Annotated in this window: 10 protein-coding genes and 2 riboswitches; of the genes, 8 read left to right on the forward strand and 2 right to left on the reverse strand. The window is 68.6% G+C overall.

The window, feature by feature from the left end; all coding sequences use genetic code 11:
• The first annotated feature begins 170 nt into the window (after positions 1-170).
• Together ACWDKQ_RS20155 and ACWDKQ_RS20160 are read left to right on the forward strand one after the other, a co-directional pair.
• Positions 171-1,022, forward strand: coding sequence for an NmrA family NAD(P)-binding protein (locus ACWDKQ_RS20155; RefSeq protein ID WP_450140274.1), 852 nt, complete (start codon positions 171-173; stop codon positions 1,020-1,022).
• A gap of 15 nt (positions 1,023-1,037) precedes the next feature.
• On the forward strand, positions 1,038-1,910 hold the full coding sequence (locus ACWDKQ_RS20160; protein ID WP_450140275.1) for an NAD-dependent epimerase/dehydratase family protein: 873 nt from the start codon (positions 1,038-1,040) through the stop codon (positions 1,908-1,910).
• A gap of 271 nt (positions 1,911-2,181) precedes the next feature.
• Here ACWDKQ_RS20160 and ACWDKQ_RS20165 read toward each other — a convergent pair whose 3' ends face one another.
• The gene (locus ACWDKQ_RS20165) at positions 2,182-3,537 is read right to left on the reverse strand and encodes an L-serine ammonia-lyase (protein ID WP_450140276.1); all 1,356 of its coding nucleotides are present in this window, start codon (positions 3,535-3,537) and stop codon (positions 2,182-2,184) included.
• Between the two features lie 27 nt (positions 3,538-3,564).
• The gene (gene gcvH / locus ACWDKQ_RS20170) at positions 3,565-3,936 is read right to left on the reverse strand and encodes a glycine cleavage system protein GcvH (protein WP_450140277.1); all 372 of its coding nucleotides are present in this window, start codon (positions 3,934-3,936) and stop codon (positions 3,565-3,567) included.
• A 50-nt stretch (positions 3,937-3,986) separates the two neighbouring features.
• Positions 3,987-4,085: riboswitch (glycine riboswitch) on the reverse strand.
• Positions 4,086-4,190: riboswitch (glycine riboswitch) on the reverse strand.
• Between the two features lie 113 nt (positions 4,191-4,303).
• Between gcvH and ACWDKQ_RS20175 the strand changes: the two genes are divergently transcribed.
• The 6 genes from ACWDKQ_RS20175 (at position 4,304) to ACWDKQ_RS20200 (ending at position 14,328) form a co-directional block, all read left to right on the forward strand.
• Complete coding sequence (locus ACWDKQ_RS20175; protein WP_450140278.1) at positions 4,304-5,860, forward strand: PucR family transcriptional regulator; 1,557 nt, start codon at positions 4,304-4,306, stop codon at positions 5,858-5,860.
• A 235-nt stretch (positions 5,861-6,095) separates the two neighbouring features.
• The gene (ald, locus tag ACWDKQ_RS20180) at positions 6,096-7,211 is read left to right on the forward strand and encodes an alanine dehydrogenase (protein WP_450140279.1); all 1,116 of its coding nucleotides are present in this window, start codon (positions 6,096-6,098) and stop codon (positions 7,209-7,211) included.
• Positions 7,212-7,559: 348 nt separating this feature from the next.
• Positions 7,560-8,195, forward strand: coding sequence for a hypothetical protein (locus ACWDKQ_RS20185; RefSeq protein ID WP_450140280.1), 636 nt, complete (start codon positions 7,560-7,562; stop codon positions 8,193-8,195).
• A gap of 145 nt (positions 8,196-8,340) precedes the next feature.
• Positions 8,341-9,309 (forward strand): ABC transporter ATP-binding protein, encoded by a 969-nt coding sequence (locus tag ACWDKQ_RS20190; RefSeq protein ID WP_450140281.1) that lies wholly within the window; start codon positions 8,341-8,343, stop codon positions 9,307-9,309.
• Positions 9,309-10,163, forward strand: coding sequence for an ABC transporter permease (locus tag ACWDKQ_RS20195; protein WP_450140282.1), 855 nt, complete (start codon positions 9,309-9,311; stop codon positions 10,161-10,163). The genes ACWDKQ_RS20190 and ACWDKQ_RS20195 overlap by 1 nt, the downstream gene beginning before the upstream one ends.
• Positions 10,164-10,521: 358 nt before the next feature.
• On the forward strand, positions 10,522-14,328 hold the full coding sequence (locus ACWDKQ_RS20200; RefSeq protein WP_450140296.1) for an ABC transporter ATP-binding protein: 3,807 nt from the start codon (positions 10,522-10,524) through the stop codon (positions 14,326-14,328).
• Positions 14,329-15,161 lie beyond the last annotated feature (833 nt).

A 15,161-nucleotide genomic window follows, 5' to 3' on the forward strand; every position in this document is an offset into this window, starting at 1 on the left:
CGGCGCTCTACGGCGCATCCCTCTGTCATCAATCCGCGGTTCCGGGGAAGCCGGGGGCGGCAGTGTCATACAGGCCCTCGAAGGGCGACCACCACCGGCCGTCACCCCGGCTTCCGCCTAGTTCCTACCACAAGCCCCATCCAAGGGCTCGCACGGAAGAGGGTGCACTAGTGACCATCACCGTCGCAGGTGCCTCGGGCGTCGTCGGGCGCGCGGTGACGCGCGAGCTCGTGAAGCTCGGCCACCGCCCGCGCCTACTTGTGCGCCCCGGCTCGCCGAACCGCGACCTGTCGCCCGACGCGACGGTCGTCGAGTGCGATCTCACCGATCGCGCGGCGACGCTGCGCGCGTTGCACGGCTCGGACCGGCTGTTCCTGCTCACGCCGTTCCACCCGGAACAGCTTGTGCTGCAACGCAATCTGATCACGGCGAGCGCGGAGACCGGGGTCGGGCGAGTGGTGAAGCTGTCCGCGCTCGGTGCGCGGCCCGGTGCCGCGTCGAGCATCCATCACCAGCACGGCGTCGGCGACGACGAACTGCGCGCCTCCGGTCTTGCGCACGCGGTGCTCCGGCCCAACGCTTTTATGCAGAACGCGCTGCAGTGGCTGCCGACTATCCGGGGGCACGACGCGATCGTGCTGCCGGTCGGGGCGGCGCGGGTCAGCATGATCGACGTCGGGGACATCGGGCTCGCGGCGGCGGCTCTGCTGACCTCGGACGCTGTCGGCGACTACGACCTCACCGGGCCGGAAGCCCTCAGCTACCGGGAAGTCGCGTCCATCCTGTCCGAAGTGGCCGGTCGCCGGATCCGGCACGTGGATGCCGAGCCGGCGGAGGTCGCGGCGGCCATGCGTTCGGCCGGGGTCCCCGACTGGGCGGTGGCGGCGCGCCTGCAGCTCTACGCCACCTACCGAGCCGGCGACGCGGAGGCGGTGACGACGGCGATCAACGACATCACCGGCCGCCCGCCGCGCGACTACCGGTCGTACGCCGCAGACCTCGCCGAACCGTTGCGGAACTGACGAAACGAGGAAACGATGCACGTATTCGCCATCGGGGCCAGCGGGGTCCTGGGGCGCCACCTCGTCCCGATGCTGCTGCGCCGAGGACACGATGTGACCGTCATGGCGCCCGACCGCCTCGACCGGCTACCGGCCGCAGCCCGCCGGATCCGCGCCTCGCTGCTCGACCCGGAGGCGGAACGCTTGCTGACGGCGGAGTTCAAGGGGGTGGATGCGGTGGTCAACGCGGCCACTGCCGTCCCCGCCACGCCGACCGTGCCGGGCGGTTGGGCGCGGAACACGGCGCTGCGCAGCGCCGGGACCGCCGTGGTGACCGGGGCGTTGCAGGAAGCCAAAGTGCGCCGCTTCGTCCAGATGAGCATCACGATGGTCTACGCCGACGGCGGCGACGACCAGCTGACCGAGGCCGCACCGCTGGACCACCGGCCGGAACGGGCGAACCTCGTCGACCCGGTCCTGACAATGGAGACCGCGGTTCGCAACCTGCCCGCCGGCGAGATCGCGTGGAGCATCCTACGTGGCGGACGCTTCGTCGGCCCGGGAACGGTGCAGGACCAGCAGCGCGCCCGGCTGCGCGCTGGAGACCTGCCCATCCCCGGTGATGGCCGCGAGTGGGTGTCGATGGTGCACGCCCGCGACTACGCGGACGCGGTGGTCACCGCGCTGGAGCACGGATGCGCGGGCAAGACGCTGAACGTAGCGGACCAACCAGTGCGGGTCGCCGACTACTACCGCGACCTGGCCCGCGCGGACGACAGCCCGCCGCCCCGCCACGACCCGAACGCGGCAGCCGAACCCTCGCACCGCGTCAGCAGCGAAGCGGCGCGGCAACTCCTCGGCTGGACCCCGGTGCACGGCATCCGGCCGCTCCGCGACGGACAGCGGTGACAGGAAGGTTCCCATCCTCACGAGGCCGGGCCGAGCGGTGACCGGAAGGTTCCCATCCTCACGAGGCCGGGCCGAGCGGTGACAGGAAAGTTCCCATCCTCGCACCAACGGGCACGCCGATGCCGACAGCAGAATGACGCCACCATCGGCACCTGGACGCATTCACCGCACACCGGGTGACAGGAAAGTTCCCATGCTCAAGCGGCAGAGCTCTCCGGCGGCCGGATGGTGGCAGGAAGGTTCCCGTGCTCGCGCTGGTCGCGCGGCAGGGTCAGCATTCGATGACGTTGACGGCGAGGCCGCCGCGGGCCGTTTCCTTGTACTTGACCTTCATGTCGCGGCCGGTCTCCCGCATCGTCTTGATCACCTTGTCCAGCGAAACGAAATGGCTACCGTCGCCGCGCAACGCCATCCGCGCAGCCGTGATCGCCTTCACCGACGCGACCGCGTTGCGCTCGATGCATGGAATCTGCACCAACCCACCAATCGGGTCGCAGGTCAACCCGAGGTTGTGCTCCATCGCGATCTCCGCTGCGTTCTCCACCTGTCTCGGCGTTCCACCCAGCACCTCAGCGAGCCCGGCAGCAGCCATCGAACACGCGGAACCCACCTCGCCCTGACAACCGACCTCCGCACCCGAAATCGACGCGTTCTCCTTGAACAACACGCCGACCGCACCCGCCGCCAACAGGAACCGCACGACACCAGCATCATCCGCGCCAGGCACGAAGCGCGTGTAGTAATGCAGGACCGCAGGAACGATCCCGGCCGCACCGTTGGTCGGTGCGGTCACCACCCGCCCACCAGCCGCGTTCTCCTCATTCACCGCCAGCGCGAACAGCGTGACCCACTCCAGCGGATCGTCGCGCTCGGTCAATGAAGCCGCCAGCTCCGCCGCCCGACGACGGACCTTCAGCCCACCGGGCAGCTCACCGGAGTTGCGGCAGCCGTTGTGAACGCATTCACGCATGACCTGCCAGATGCCGTGCAACTCCTTGTGCACGGCATCCTCGCCACGCCACGACAACTCGTTCGCCAGCATCACACCGCTGATCGGCAGCCCCGACTGCTCGGTCCGCGCGAGCAGTTCTACACCCGTGCGGAACGGGTACCGCACCGCGGTCTCGTCCGGTTTGATCCGATCAGTGCCGGTAGCGTCTTCGTCAACGACGAAGCCACCGCCCACCGAGTAGAACACCGCGCTGTCCAGCTCGGCATCATCGGCACCGAACGCGGCGAAGCGCATCCCGTTGGGGTGCAACGGCAACGACTTGCGCCGGTGCATGACCAAGTCACGGTCTACGGTGAACCGGATCTCCTGCACCCCGTCCAAACGCAACCGCCCGGACTCCCGGATCTCGCTGACCCGGCCTTCCACCGCCGCCGGATCAACAGTCTCCGGACTGTGCCCCTCCAAACCGAGCAGCACAGCCTTCGGACTACCGTGCCCATGCCCGGTCGCACCCAACGACCCGAACAACTCCGCCTTGATCCGCTCGACCAGCGGCAACCGCCCCGCGCTGTGCAACCGCTGCACGAACAACCGCGCCGCACGCATCGGACCAACCGTGTGCGAACTGGACGGCCCAATACCCACCGAAAACAGGTCGAAGACGCTGATCGCCATTGACCGCCTCCTACCTCGCCTGGCCCACTACTGCGCGATCAACTCGGCGTACTGCTCAGCGGTGAGCAGCGAACCGGTGCTGGTCGGGCGCACATCGAGCAGCCATCCGTCGCCGAATGGCTCCGCGTTGAGCAGCGCCGGGGCGTCCACGACGGACTCGTTGAGCGCCACGACCTCGCCGGTCACCGGCGCGAACAGGTCGCTGACGGACTTCGTGGACTCCAGCTCCCCGCAGGCCTGGCCCGCTTCGATCTTGTCGCCCACCTCGGGAAGCTGCACGTAGACGATGTCGCCGAGCGCGTCCGCGGCGTGCTGGGTGATGCCGATGCGGACTACTTCGTCGCGGTCCTCGATCCACTCGTGCTCTTCGGAGTAAAGCAGGTGCGCAGGCAGGGACATGTTGGGAGGCTCCAAGGCTGTCAGGGGGCACTCGTGCCCGTGGTGGCTGGGCCTCCCCCTCTGTTGCGGAACCTGAGAGCTTCGCCGCAGGTCATCGCGGCTTGCACCGTGGGTGGAGCGTCGATGCGACGCACGCTTTCCAGAGTTGCCTCGCCCGAACGGTCATGGGTGCCTGAGAGTTTGTGGGGAGTCTTGCTCCTTCGGCGCCCTGGGAGCTCGGCGTGAGCTCGCAGGGTCTCTCCCGCACGGGGTCGACGGCCGGTATGCGATTGTCGGTGTGCTCAGCAACGATAAACGGGCCAGCTCTGGTGTCAATGCCCTCCCCCACCACGCCCGGAGGCTGCCCTAGGCATTCAGGAGGCCAGTGATGCTGGAGATCCGGGCACTGGTCGAGCGCGTCGGCCCTACACTGCTGCGCACCGTGGTCGCCCCGGAACCGAGAGTGTGCGTCGGGGACGTCGTCATCGCCGAACCCGATCAGCCGCCGACGGCGGCGGGCGGCGATCTCGTGCTGGGCGTGGGCATCTCGGACAGCGAGCACGCGGTGGCGCTGACGAGGAATTGCGGCGCGAAGGGTGCAGCAGCGGTGCTGCTCAAACCACCGATTTCGGCGGACGACGCGGTGGCCGCGGCAGCCCGGGCCGCGGGGGTGGCGCTGGTCGAGGTCCGGCCTGGAACGGCGTGGGCGCAGTTGGTGTGGCTGATCCGTGCCGCGCTGGCCGGGACCGAAATCGAGGAGGCCGACGCACCCAGCACCGGGGTCGGGGACCTGTTCCGGCTCGCCGACGCGGTGGCGGACGTGGTGGACGCGCCAGTCACCATCGAGGACGCGCGCTCCCAGGTCCTGGCCTACTCCGCCCGGCAGGACCTCACCGACCCGGCGCGGGTCTCGACGATCATGGGCCGGAGGCAGCCCGACGACGTGCTCGCCAAGTTCCGTGCCCGCGGCACGTTCCGCCAGCTCAGCAAGGGCAGTTCGGCGATCTTCGTACCCGCCCAGCAGGACGGCACCCTGCCCCGGCTGGTGGTGCCGATCCGGATGGGCGGCGAACTGCTCGGCTCGATGTGGGCCGTGGTCCCCGGCGAGGTCTCCGAAGAGCGCTCCACCGCGTTCGCCGACACCGCACCTCTGGTTGCACTGCAACTGCTGCGGTGGCGTGCGGTGGCGGACGGGGCACGCCGCCGATCCGCCGAACAGGTGCGGCTGCTACTGGAGGGCGGCGAAGGCTGGCGGGCGGCAGCGAACGAACTGGCGGTGCCCGCCGAAGCGCACCGAGTCGTCGCCATCGAAATGCCCCCGTCCGCCAGCCCCGCGGAGGGGCACCGGTTGGCGATGTGGGAGTGGATCACGCGCGGGATCGGGCGGCGCCCGCTGGTCACCGAGATCGGCACCATGCTCTACGCACTGGTGCCCGACCGGGGGCGCGCGGGCGGCTGGCCGGATCTGCGGGCAGCGCTCACGTCCCACGACGTTTCGCCGCGCCCGCTGATCGCGGCGGGCACCGCGGTGGCGGTCGCCGAGCTTTCCCAGTCGCGGTCGCAAGCCGAGGAACTGATCAGCCTGCTGCGCGCCGGCCAACTACAGCAGCGGGTGGCGGTGTACGAGGAGAACTGGCATCTGCTGGTGCTCAGCCGGATGGCCGGTGCGGCGACCGACGCCGGTATCGGTGCCCTCGGCCCGCTACCGGTGCTGCGCGAGCACGACCGAACGCAGGGCACCGAATACCTGGCCACGCTCCACGCGTGGCTGCGCCACCCCGGCGATCCCCGGCAGGCGAGCCGCGAGTTGCGCGTGCACCCGAACACCTTCCGGTACCGGATGAAGCGGCTCACCCAACTCGTGGAAGTCGACCTCGAAGACCCCAACGTCCGCTCCGCGCTGTTCGCGCAAGTGCTCGCCGACCGATGGGCGCAGCACGGCTGAAAGCAAGGGAACCTTCCTGTCACCACCGGGCGCGCAGAGCCCGTCGGTGACGCGAGCAAGGGAACCTTCCTGTCAGGTCCGGCCGTCCGTGCCCCGTTCGCGCGCTTAAGCGGCGCTCCGGGGGCTTTGTGCTGCGAGCACAAAGCGCGCGGGGCAATCTCATCCGGCGGGAATGATGCGCCCCCTGCAGTGGCAGCGGATTGTTGTGCGCAACAGAAGACGAAAGGATTCCGCCGTGAAGATCGCAGTGCCGCGCGAGATCAAGAACAACGAATACCGTGTCGCGATCACACCTGCGGGCGTGCACGAACTGACGACCCGCGGCCACGTTGTTTTCGTGGAGACGAATGCCGGCGCGGGCTCTTCGATCCCCGACGAGGACTACCTCGCGGCCGGCGCGAAGGTGCTCCCCACCGCCGAGGAGGTGTGGGCGGAAGGCCAGCTGGTCCTCAAGGTCAAGGAGCCGATCGCCGAGGAGTACCCGCAGCTGCGACGGGACCAGGTCCTGTTCACCTATCTGCACCTGGCGGCTTCCGCCGAGCTGACCGACGCGATGCTGAAGTCCGGGGTCACCGGTATCGCCTACGAGACGGTGCAGACCTCCAACGGCAGCCTGCCGCTGCTGGCGCCGATGAGCGAGGTCGCCGGGCGTCTCGCCCCGCAGGTCGGCGCCTATTCGCTGATGCGCCCCAGCGGTGGTCGCGGCGTGCTGCCGGGCGGTGTTCCCGGCGTGCACCCGGCGCGGGTCGTGGTGATCGGCGGTGGCGTCGCTGGCCTCAACGCCGCGCGCGTCGCGATGGGCATGGGTGCTGATGTCGAACTGCTCGACACCAATGTCGACAAGCTCCGCGAGATCGACCGCGACTTCCACGGCCAGATCCGCACCGTAACGTCCAACCGGTACTCGGTGGAGCAGGCGGTGCGGGCCGCGGATCTGGTCATCGGTGCTGTGCTGATCCCGGGCGCGAAGGCGCCGAAGCTGGTGTCCAACCACCTGGTGTCCGAGATGAAGCCGGGCAGCGTGCTGGTGGACATCGCCATCGATCAGGGCGGTTGCTTCGCCGACTCCCACCCGACCACGCACGACGAACCGACGTACCGGGTGCACAACTCGGTGTTCTACTGCGTGGCCAACATGCCGGGCGCGGTGCCGAACACGTCGACGCACGCGCTCACCAACGTCACGCTGCCGTACGTGCTGCGCATCGCCGACCAGGGCTGGCAGAAGGCATGCCGCGCGGCCGCCGCGCTGGCCGGTGGCCTCAACACCCACGACGGCAAGCTGGTCAACGAGCCGGTCGCCGAGGCGCACGGCCTCCCTAGCACCCCGCTCAGCAGCGTCCTGAGCTGATCTGTGAGCAAGGGAACTTTCCTGCCACGAATGGCAGGAAGGTTCCCTTGCTCCTAACAGCTTCGAATGCCCGCCGGTTGGGAAGTCGTCGCAACACGCCGGGACACTCAGCCGCAGGACGGACTCGGACCACCGAAAGGGTGACGGGCTCAAACAGCCGAACGGGGCGGCCCGCTCAACCAGCCTGGGGGTCACCGGGAGCAGGCCGCCACTGTCAGTGTAGGCCACGATCGCCCATTTGCCGACGACGCGAGCCGCCGCATGGCCGCCAATTTCAAGGCGAATCGATAACCACTCGATGAGGTGAGCGTCGAGTGGTGCCCGTGCAGGCGTGTCCTCCGACTGCCGATGTCACCCGATGGAGTCGGCGGGGTACCCGTTCCCGCAATCCCCGTCGGCAACACCGACGCACTCGAAACGACGGTGGGAGACGACGTGACAGATGCGGCGTTGCGAAGAGCTGTCCTCGATCTGCTCGACAGAGTGGACCTGGCAGCCGCGGACGACACCCCCGAAGTGCTGCTGCCCCTCGCCCGCACCGAGCTCTACCGGCTCACCGAAGGCCTCCGCGCCCTGCTCGACGAACACGATCCCGACGAGGACGGCAGGTGCCTTTCCTGCCAGGGCACACTGCCCAGCCGGCCGTGGCCGTGCACCGTGTGGCTGACCGCGCACCGGCAGCTCATCGTTGATCATTTCGGGCAGCCCTCGCACGCCCGCAGCACCGGTTTGGAAGCGCTGCGGCGGAAGCTGCGGCGCAGGTCGGAGGATGAGATGAAGGACGTCGAAGTCATCCCCGCCCCGGTCGTCTCCTCGACCGGTCCCGGGCCGAGCGATTGGGACACCAACGAGTTCATCCGCCCCGATCTGACCACCTCGCACTCAACCCCGCCTCGCACTCCCATGACGATCGGCCACCTCGAAACCGGTCGGGGCAGGGTCTACCGTGCGTCCGTGATCGACCGGTCCATCCGCTGGCCCTGAGGGCTCCTCGCCCCCACCCCTAACCGGATCCGCCGCAGGCCGCTTAAAACAACCTGGGAAAACGAAGCCTCCGCGCCTGGGCCCACGTCGCTGTCCGGCAGGATGGTCACCGACGGCTGAACGGGTGACGGATGGAGGGACGCGCGTGCACGACGGCAGTGGCCGGCTCATTGTGCAGGGACTCAGCAAGAGCTTCGGCCCGGTCAACGCGGTGCAGGACCTGAACTTCACGGTGCGCCCCGGCTCTGTGACCGGGTTCCTCGGACCCAACGGGTCGGGCAAGACGACCACGCTGCGGATGCTCCTCGGCCTGGTCACGCCGACTGCGGGCACGGCCACGATCAACGGCCTGCCGTTCCGCCAGCTGCCGAACCCGGCGGCCGTGGTCGGTGCCGTGCTCGACGCGCAGAGCTTCCACCCTGGCCGCACCGCGCGCCAGCACCTGCGGTGCTACGCCGCCGCGATGAACGTGCCGGACGCGCAGGTGGACCGGGCTCTCGAACTCGTCGGGCTGAGCGCCGCCGCGAAGCGCAAGGCGGGCACGTTCTCGCTGGGCATGCAGCAGCGGCTGGCGTTGGCCACCGCGTTGCTCGGCGACCCGCAGGTGCTCGTGCTGGACGAGCCGGCCAACGGGCTGGACCCGGAGGGCATCGCCTGGCTTCGGAACTTCCTGAAGGCTTTCGCCGCGAGCGGTCGAACGGTGCTGATGTCCAGCCATTTCCTGCGGGAGATCGAGCACACCGTGGACCAGCTGGTGATCATCAGCCGCGGGCGCTGCGTCTTCGACGGCCACCTCGATCAGCTCCGCGCCGCGCAACGCTCCCGGGCGCTCGTGCAGGCCGCCGACCCCAGCAAGCTCGTCGACAAGCTGCAGGAAGCCGGGTACGGCATCGAATTTCTCCCGGACGGCCGGATCGCTGTGACCGGCGCAGACTCCCGCGCGGTCGCGGACCTCGCACTGGAGGCCGGGATCGCGCTGTACGGGATGCAAGACGAGCGGATCGGCCTGGAGCAGCTGTTCTTCCAGCTCACCAACGGCCAGTACACCGGCGTCCAGCAGCACGGCGTGCAGTGGCCCGCCCCGGGTGGCCACGGATTCGGGGGAAATGCCTGATGGGCGGGCTCGTCAAGGCGGAGTTCCGCAAGATCTTCAGCACCAGCCTGTGGTGGGCGCTGCTCATCCCGGTGGCGGTGCTCGGTTTCGGCGCGGGCTGGTTGGGCAGTTCCATCGTCGCGCTCATCGACGCGGTGGAGCGGTTCGACCGGACAGTGCCCCTCGGGCTGCTGTCGGTGTCGATGTCGACGAACTTCAGCACGATCTTCGCGGCGCTCTTCGGCGCCATGACGTTCGCCGGCGAGTTCCGGAACAAGAGCATCACCACGACGTACCTCACAGGCAACCCACGTAGTGCGGTGCTGGTGGCGAAGCTGATCGCCTGCTCGGGCGTCGGTCTAATCTACGGTCTCGCGAACGTGCTCTTCGCGAGCGTCGGGGGCCTGTTGGGCGCGGGCCGGGACATCGGCGGTTTCAGCAGCCTCGGCGACTGGCTCAGCGTCGGCGCGGCGGCGGTTCTCGCGATGGTGCTGTGGACGCTGCTGGGCGTGGGCTTCGGCGCGCTGGTCGCGAACGCCGTGCTCGCGATCATCGTGCCGCTGGTCTACAAGTTCATGGTCGAGTTCATCCTGTCGCTGAGCCTGATCGAATCCCCCGCCGCCGGTATCAGCCCCTACCTACCCGGGACGGCGGGGAACGGCATCGTGGCGAACCTCGCGGTGCCGCTGTTCGTCACTGCGGTGGCGGGGCCCGACGAGCCGAACACGCCGCGGGCGGCCTTCGAGTTCCTGCACCTCTTCTTTGGCGGCACCTACGGCCACCCGTGGTGGGCGAGCTTGCTCACCTTCCTCGGATACGCCGCCGTGTTCATCGCCGGTGGCTGGCTGGTCAGCCGCCGACGCGACATCAACTGAGGCGGACGACGCGAGCAGGGAACCTTCCTGCCACCAGGCGTAGGTGGCAGAAAGGTTCCCTTGCTGCTTTCCAACCCTCGCCTGCCGAATCGTTGGGGTCGCCTGAGCTCGGGTGGAAGGGAACTTTCCTGCCATCGCCCAGCCGTCGGCGAGGTCCAGCGACGCGAGCAAGGGAACTTCCTGTCACTCCGACCTTCGGCCCCGTCGTGACGTGAGCAAGGGAACCTTCCTGTCACTCCCGGCGCCGGTCGCGGCTGCTGTTGTGACAGGAAGGTTCCCTTGCTCTAACCGCCTCTCCGTTTGGCGAGGGTCACAGAGGGGGTTCGGCCGGTCTGCATGGTCGGTGGGGCGGCATAACCTGGCGGGTGTGAGCGACCCTGGTAATCCTCGTCCGTCTTCTGGCGGTTGGATCCGTCGCCTCTTCGCCGCTTGCCGTCGGCACCCCGTTGCTCTGACGTTGGCGATGGGCGCGTCCGTCACGGCTGTCGGGCTGGAGGCTCTCGTTCCGCTGCTGACCAAGGTCGCGGTGGATGATGCCGTCGCGTACAGCACCGACCGCTTGTCGTGGATCGTGATCACGCTCCTCGCGCTCAGCGTGTTCCGCTTCGTGTCGGCGTTCGTCCGCCGCTACAGCGCCGGGCGGCTCGCCCTCGACGTCCAGCACGACCTGCGCCGCGCGGTGTTCGCGGCGATGCAGCGGCTGGACGGCGGGAAGCAGGATGCGCTGCGCACGGGACAGGTCGTGTCCCGCTCCATCAGCGATCTGCAGATGGTGAACTCGCTGCTGTCGATGCTGCCGTTGGCGGCCGGAACCGCGGTGCTCGCGCTTTTCGCGATCGTGGCGATGTTGTGGCTGTCGCCGCTGCTCACGGTGGTGTCGCTGATCGTGGCTCCGCTGATCGCGGTTGTTTCGGCGCGCAGCAAGAAGAGCCTGTTCCCGGCGACCTGGTCGGCGCAGCAGCGGGCCGCGGACATCGCGCAGCACGTCGAAGAAACCGTCACCGGTGTCCGGGTCGTGAAGGGCTTCGGCCAGGAAGACCGCGAGGTCGGGCGGCTGGAGCGCCGTGCTCGTCGGCTGTTCGGCGAGCGCCTGCGCGCGGCCCGGATGACTTCCACGCCCGCGGCGAGCTTGGCCGCGCTGCCCAGCGCCGGGCAGGTCGGGGTGCTCGGCCTGGGCGGCTGGATGGTGCTGCAGGACCAGGTGAGCCTCGGGACGTTCGTAGCGTTCGCCGGGTACGTGGCGATGTTGGCCGGTCCGGCCCGGATGTTGTCGAGCGTGATGATCCAGGCGCAGCTCGCGCGCGCCGGTGTCGAACGTATCCACGAGCTGATCGATTCTCAGCCCGAGGTGCAGGAGAAGCCCGGAGCAGCAACGCTGCCGGAAGGGCCGCTGCAGGTCTGGCTTGACGACGCCAGCTTCGGCTACACCCGTGATCAGCCGGTGCTCTGCAACACGTCGTTGCAGGTCCGCCCAGGTGAGACGGTGGCGCTGGTCGGCCCCGCCGGATCGGGCAAGTCGACGGTGTCGCTGCTGCTGCCGCGCTTCTACGACCTGCACTCGGGGAGCATCAAGATCGGCCCCGCCGTCGACGGCTCGGCGAGCCACGATATCCGCGAGCTGCGGCTGGATTCGCTGCGCGCCGCGGTCGGTGTGGTGTTCGAGGAGGCGTTCCTGTTCTCCGACACCATTCGCGGCAACATCGCTTACGGCCGCCCGGACGCTTCGGAAGCCGATGTGATCACCGCTGCGAAAGCGGCCGAAGCGCACGAGTTCATAACCACTCTCCCCGACGGATACGACACGACGGTCGGCGAGCGCGGCCTGACGCTGTCCGGCGGGCAACGCCAACGCGTGGCGCTCGCACGGGCGCTGCTTTCGAACCCGCGCATCCTGGTGCTCGACGACGCGACGTCGGCGGTGGATCCGGCGACGGAAGCGGCCATCCACGACACCCTCCGTTCGGTCACCGCGCAGCGCACCACCTTGTTGATCGCGCACCGCCGTTCGACGCTGGCCCTGGCCGATCGGATCGCGGTCATAGACGGAGGACACGTCGTCGACATCGGCACCGAGGACGAGCTGAACCAGCGCTGCGAGCTATTCCGGTCGCTGCTCGCCGGGCCTGGGGAATCGATCGACAACCGCTGCGACGGCCGGGTCGTGCCGAGTTCGGAAGGCATCACGCCGGAGCTCTGGCCAACGGAGGACGACGCCGATCCGACGGTAACCGGCAACGCCGCCAGGACGCCCGCATCACGCGGCATGGGCGGCATGGGCGGCATGGGCGGCATGGGCGGCATGACGATGCCGCCGACACCCGAGTTGATCGAAGGCATCCGGAAGCTGCCGCCCGCGACCGATCAGCCCGATTTGCGCAGCGAAGACCCCACCGCGCCGGACCCGGACTTCAAGCTCTCCCGGCTGCTGCGGCCGATCCGCTGGGGCCTGCTGCTGACAGTGCTGCTGGTGGCCGGGGACGCGCTGACGTCGATCGCCTTGCCATCGCTGGTCCGCCAGGGCATCGACGGCGGTGTGAGCGCAGGCGACCTCGATGCGCTCTGGATCGCCACGGGCCTGGGCGCCGTGATCGTCGCCGGGGGTTGGCTGGTTGTCAAGCTGCAGACCGTCATAACCTCGCGAACCGGCGAGACCCTGCTCTACCTGCTGCGATTGCGCAGTTTCGCGCATCTGCAGCGACTCGGGCTGGACTACTACGAACGCGAGCTATCCGGCCGGATCATGACTCGGATGACCACGGACGTCGACGCGTTGTCGACGTTCCTGCAGACCGGGCTGGCGACCTTCGTGGTGAGCGTGCTGACGTTGTTCGGCATCGCGGGCGCACTGCTGATCACCGATGTTTCGCTGGCGCTGGTAGCGATGGCGGTGCTGCCCGCCCTGCTGGTGGCCACGTTGATCTTCCGCAAGGTTTCGGCGACCGCCTACGCCGAGGCTCGCGAGCGGGTGAGCACCGTCAACGCGGACCTTCAGGAGAACGTCTCTGGAATGCGGGTGGCGCAGGCGCACCGCCGGGAAGGGCACGCCGCGAAGGTGTTCGCGCAGCGCAGCGACGCCTACCGGCGGTCCCGGCTGCGCGCCCAGCGCTACATCGCGACCTACTTCCCGTTCGTCGCGCTGCTGTCGGAGATCGCGCAGGCGGTGGTGCTGGGGGTAGGCGCGGCGCGAGTCGCCTCGGGCGACCTGACCGCCGGGGTGCTGGTCGCGTTCCTGCTCTACCTCGGCCTGTTCTTCTCGCCCGTGCAGCAACTGTCCGGGGTTTTCGACGGATACCAGCAGGCCAAGGTGGGGTTGCAGCGGATCGGGGAACTGCTGCGGACGCCCACTTCGGTGCCCGCCGCCACCGACCCCGCCCCGGTGCCGGAACGGTTCGAAGGCGGCATCGAGTTGCGGTCGGTGTCGTTCAGCTACCCCGGCACCGACCAGTTCGCGCTGCGCGACATCGCGCTGCGGGTGCGGCCCGGCGAGACCGTGGCGCTGGTCGGCGCGACCGGCGCCGGGAAGTCGACGCTGATCAAGTTGATCGCCCGGTTCTATGACGCCACCGACGGCGCGGTGCTGGTCGACGGGCAGGACATCCGCAGCTACGACCTGGCGGCGTTCCACCGGCGGCTCGCCGTAGTGCCGCAGGAGGGCCACCTGTTCACCGGGGACATCGCCACCAACATCGCCTACGCGCGCCCGGACGCCGATCCGGCCGAGGTCGAGGCAGCGGCCCGGGCGGTGGGGGCGCTGCCGGGGATCGCCATGCTGCCACGAGGCTTCCGGCAGCAGGTGGGAGAGCGTGGGCGCGGACTGTCGGCGGGCCAGCGGCAGCTGGTCGCGCTTGCACGGGCAGAGCTGGTCGACCCCGACGTCCTGCTGCTCGACGAGGCAACCGCGGCACTCGACCCTGCGACGGAATCGATGGTGGTTGCGGCCAGCGACCAGGTCGCAGCCAAGCGAACGACGTTCGTCGTCGCGCACCGGCTCGCCACCGCCGCCCGCGCCGATCGCATTGTGGTCGTCGACGGAGGCCGGATCGTCGAGCAGGGCAGCCACGCCGAACTGCTCGCGGACAACAGTCACTACGCGCGCCTGTGGCGGGCGGCGGACGGAGAGCCAAGCGAGGAGCCCCCGGACATCGGCGAAACCAACATCGCCTAATGGGAGCTACCGGGTCGGACACCGGGCAGACTCGGGTCCAGTAGCGGCCATTGGGGGAGCACTCTCATCGCCAGGCGTTCGATGCCTAGGGTCAGATCGTGCCTCCGCTGGGCGTGAGGAGGACGTGACCACTGATGGGGTGACGTGCCCGTCGAAGGCTGGTGTGAGCAAGGGAACCTTCCTGCCACGAGCCTGCGGTCACGCATGTGGCGTCCCTTGTGACGCGAGCAAGGGAACCTTCCTGCCATCCACCGCATCCGCACCAGCCCGTGTGATGTGAGGAAGGGAACCTTCCTGCCATCCGCAGCCGGCACAGGCGTTGCTGGAGTGGTGGAAGGGAACCACCGCCCCGCAGCGGACAGCAGAGACGCACGGGTGCACAGAATGGGATTTTTCGGGCACGCTCCGCAACCGCAGGAGGGATCGGTCACACCGCTGGCGGGACGGGTGGGACTGGAGTGCCGTACTGCCCAAAATGCGAAAAACCTCGTTCCCAGGTCAGGAACACAGCGTGTCGACGAAACGTCATACTGGTGTTGGGCGACAACCCAAATGGAGTAGTACCGAGCAATGTCGACTTCGAGTGGGACATATCGAGTGCGGTCGATGATCATTGACACGAGCGGACCTGGGGCCATTACCCGCAAGCTCGTCTTTCCTGATCGATTTTGTGACCGACCTCGTCGACCGAACGGCCGTACTGTGTGTCAACCTCGCGAATCGGACCGCTAGCCTGGTACCTGAGTGTGTCTGTAAATCACGAGCATATGGATCGAGGCGAACGCCAGCCGTGTCCAGCAGCCCTGCGTCACAGTTCGGCCCCAATGAGTGGT

It is taken from the genome of Saccharopolyspora sp. NPDC000995 (assembly GCF_053599315.1).